Annotated in this window: 2 protein-coding genes and 3 pseudogenes; 3 read left to right on the top strand and 2 right to left on the bottom strand. The window is 35.7% G+C overall.

Annotated elements, in window-relative coordinates; translation table 11 throughout:
* Positions 1-334: 334 nt before the first annotated feature.
* Positions 335-524: pseudogene (locus tag H6G97_RS54360) on the top strand (IS4 family transposase); the annotation flags it as partial.
* A gap of 610 nt (positions 525-1,134) precedes the next feature.
* On the opposite strand, the gene H6G97_RS48405 reads toward H6G97_RS54360, so the two are convergent.
* Both H6G97_RS48405 and H6G97_RS48400 read right to left on the bottom strand, forming a co-directional pair.
* Positions 1,135-1,443: a hypothetical protein gene (locus H6G97_RS48405; protein WP_190947425.1), complete on the bottom strand. Its 309-nt coding sequence runs from the start codon at positions 1,441-1,443 to the stop codon at positions 1,135-1,137.
* Between the two features lie 35 nt (positions 1,444-1,478).
* The gene (locus tag H6G97_RS48400) at positions 1,479-2,153 is read right to left on the bottom strand and encodes a cadmium resistance transporter (RefSeq protein WP_190947424.1); all 675 of its coding nucleotides are present in this window, start codon (positions 2,151-2,153) and stop codon (positions 1,479-1,481) included.
* A gap of 508 nt (positions 2,154-2,661) precedes the next feature.
* Between H6G97_RS48400 and H6G97_RS48395 the strand changes: the two are divergent.
* Positions 2,662-2,933, top strand: a pseudogene (locus tag H6G97_RS48395) (LysR family transcriptional regulator); the annotation flags it as partial.
* A 111-nt stretch (positions 2,934-3,044) separates the two neighbouring features.
* A pseudogene (locus H6G97_RS54355) lies at positions 3,045-3,170 on the top strand (LysR family transcriptional regulator); the annotation flags it as partial.
* Between the last annotated feature and the right edge of the window lie 120 nt (positions 3,171-3,290).

Here is a 3,290-nt window from a genome sequence, read left to right as displayed (position 1 = left end):
CGATACTACAAGCACCTTATATTAGAGGACGCAAATCATCTTAAGTCCAGAGGATTGGTTCGCGATTAGCTATCGCGAACCAATCCCCTTTTCCACATCCCGTGAAAAGTCAGATACATTTTCGGCTTCTTTATCCGCTAATTCTTTTTGTGATTGTTTTATGCGTTGCTCCATTTTCTCCACCAGTTCTTTGATACAGAAAGAGAGTTTTTTCCCAATCGGAGCTAGGGATTTCAATCTCGTAAACGAGGCAAACTACATTCATGCATCTTAATTTATCATCTATGTGTACCTCAGAATCTTGGTAATACTTTTAATCCTGTGAACCACTACATTATCTCTGCCATTTGACCGCATTTCTTTAGAGATGATAATTCGATTGTTTATATCCTTTTAGTGTCGCGCAAGAAAGAGGTAAGGCGGATGACCCAATTAAATACTTTGCTGCAAAAGAAAATTAAGATTTAGGGGTTGTCAAAGTGCTACGAAAACCAGTCTCCAAGCTGGATTTGTCTCCTTTTCCTGCACCCTATTGACAAATGTGCAATCACTCTAATCTCTTACGAGTGGCTATGGGGGGAGTTTTAGCGGCGATTGATACACCAGCCACTCCACTCAAACCTCGCGCAAAGTCACCGTGTTGGAAATCAGGAAAACCCCGTACCCGTAAAAACCGATATCCTAATGTAAAAAAAAAAAGAGCAGCAAAGCCACGCAAAGAACCAAGTATTGCCGTTTAACATCAAAGCTCGTTCATACTTTTAACAAGTCTATTATTAACTCAGCCTTGCTAAGTCCTTTTTTATGGTTTAGTTTAAACTCCAGTAGTTACTGGTGGTATTTCTGATTCAGCTAAAGCATAGGGCTGATCAAAAAGAGAAAATACCGTCATAAATGCCAGAAACACAGCAGTTTAAAGCCAAGAAGTTGCTTTTTCGACTTTGCTTTTTTCATTGGTTTACTTTGCTTGGATTTGTTTTGTTTAATATTAATTCTACTTTAATGCTAATTAATCTTCAGAATAAAATGCTATTATTTTGCATAACATAAATAAAGATAATGATTAGTTGTAGGTTAGTCATGCAAACTATAAATTACGATCAACATTAGTTTGAAAATAAATTATATATTATATTATTTAAAATAATGGCCACTTTTATCAACTTCTAGCCTGTCTCGATTTACCCAACGATTAACGAACTCATTTTTATTTTTCTGCACTTTGACTTGCACCTGCTTAGAGCCTAATTTGACTACTTCACCAAGAATCCTCTGGATGTTCTCAGAGTCAGCACGAGCTTTATAAAGCCAGATAACTTTTTGCCCTACGAAATAGTTAGAATTTGCGCTTGAGTGTGATGTTACATCTGCCCAAGAGGGAGTAGGAATTGCTAAGTTAATTAAAAGTATTAAAGTCATTAAAGCTATTTTGAGAACTTTCATGTGTTTAATTTAAGCTTCTATCTACGACGAATAACTTATTTAAAAAGCATTGCTAAATTAGGGACAAGTTGATAAGTTCCACTTTTAACCATGATTGATAATCCCAAGTATATTAATACAAAGGGAAAAACTTTCCGACCATAGCGAGTCATAACAGAAGCCATGATAGGATTCCGCGTTAGGTTGTAAGAGACAAAGCACCACATTCCAATTGCTAAATAACAAACACATAAAATAACTGCGAGGCTAGGAAAATTACTGCTAGCAAATAATGGAACATAGATACCGATATTATTTCCGCCATTGGCAATTGTAACAGCAGAAACACGATAGGTTTGACGATCTTTGAGTGTTGCTAATAATGATTTTTTATGTTGTTTTGATTTGGCTGAATTAGTAAAGTTAACTAAGACAGCTTGTAAAGTCTCTCCTTCCTCTTGTCGGCTTATTAGATGGCTGATACCAATTATGATTGGGATAATTCCTAGCAATCCAATCCATGCTTCTGGAAGAACTAAACCACCAAAAAAACCAGGAAGGCTAGCCGTTACTAATGTAGTAAATCCTACAAATTCACCAATAATAATATGCTTGGGACGAAAGCTATGATTTACCTTACCAAAGAAAGCTGTTAAGTATAAATTATCATCAAATGTCGTTGCAAAAGCCACAGATATTGCAATAAATAATGTACCAATTAGCCAAGCCATATTTTTCTCCGTAACGATTTAGCAAAATTATTTTAGAAGATGGAAGATGGTTGAAGTGATCACAATTAATTACAGATGTAATTTTGTCCTTCAACAGGTAAGCTTAGTAGCTTATGAACTTAATATTATGGGCTGGTTCGGATAAGAGCAAATACTCTTTTTTGTTGAAATGATAAAATGAAGTTATTGAATAAAATAGTTTTACTCTATAGCTACTTATCAATAAGAGCAAACAGTCTTTTTTATTAGATCCATAGACTGAATTTATGAATATGCCGATATAACTGCAACCACGTAATTCACAAAATTGAGAGATATCTACAGTTTTCCGCAAATTTTACCGTATAATCTTTCAGGGGGTTCAAAATTACGCCACGCAAGTTATCAAAATTGTGAAGATTGCTAATTTTGAATTTTGTTGGCGTAGCCTGCTAGAAGCACCACTTTGAATTCGGAGCGAAGCGACGTAACGCTGGAACAGTTGCAAATTTTTTTAGCCGTTGCAGAAATGCTGCACTTTACCCGCGCAGCTGAAGCGCTTTATATTACCCAACCAGCAGTGAGTGCTGCTATCCAAACCTTGGAGACAGAATAGGGTACGAAGTTATTTCATCGTATTGGTCGTCGTCATATTGAAATTACAGATGCTGGTAAATTATTGCAGTGTAAAGCACAGAAAATTCTGGCTCATGTAGAGTTAACAGAACGTGGTTTAAAGAAATTAAATAATCTGCAACGGGGAGAGTTGAAGTTAGAGCTAATTTGTAAACTAAAGTAAAGTCTTTGTCTGGCAAGGGTTTCACGAATTTGAGCAAATTAAGGGTTTATTCTGTGAAAGTCATATCCAGTAATGAATTGGGTATCCTTAAGATTTTCTTTACGAATTAGCTCTTAGGAGCAAGTCTGATGGTGGGGAATTATTAGCTACCCGAAAAAATTAGTCAATTCAAGCACTTATATCCTGGTATTTTTATTGACTGTAAGCTAGGAAATGCTGAAGAGATTTGTGAAGGGACTATTAAAGAGACATCTCCAAAAATAATCAAACCCTTTGTGTAGCTAGGTTATAGGGTATAAATGCAATTATAGTAAATTAGCTAGTATCTACGACAAAATAAGACCTTGAGATATTTGCTG

Origin of the sequence: Nostoc flagelliforme FACHB-838, assembly GCF_014698065.1 — a bacterium.
In the GTDB taxonomy this organism is placed as follows: Bacteria; Cyanobacteriota; Cyanobacteriia; order Cyanobacteriales; family Nostocaceae; genus Nostoc; species Nostoc flagelliforme_B.
The sequence above is the reverse complement of the archived record's forward strand: the minus strand, read 5'-3'. Positions and strand labels throughout refer to the sequence as shown.